Below are 240 nucleotides of genomic sequence, written 5' to 3'. Positions count from 1 at the left end.
CCAGGCTGTCGCGGCGCCCGGCAGCGAAACGCCGCAGGGGGTGTCCGGCGGGCAGGCCGAGGGCCAGCGCCGCGTCGATCAGGGTCTGCTCGTCGGCCGAGCGCGCCAGGTATTCGGCCTCGAGTACTTCGCGCTCGCGCCGTTGCGCATCGATGTCCAGCAAGGGGCGGGCGAGCATGTCGATCAGCCGTGCCAGACCGGCGCCAAGGTGCTCCGCCGTCACCTCGAAGAAATAGTCGG

General features: G+C 71.2%; 1 protein-coding gene. It reads right to left on the bottom strand.

Going from position 1 to position 240, the window contains the following annotated elements; genetic code table 11:
• A partial coding sequence (locus HMPREF0072_RS11650) for a hypothetical protein (protein ID WP_211204250.1) occupies positions 1-240 on the bottom strand: 240 nt, incomplete at both ends.

Source organism: Anaerococcus lactolyticus ATCC 51172, assembly GCF_000156575.1.
Taxonomy (GTDB): Bacteria; Bacillota; Clostridia; order Tissierellales; family Peptoniphilaceae; genus Anaerococcus; species Anaerococcus lactolyticus.
Note: the sequence above shows the minus strand (reverse complement) of the source record. Positions and strands in the feature narration are given on the sequence as shown.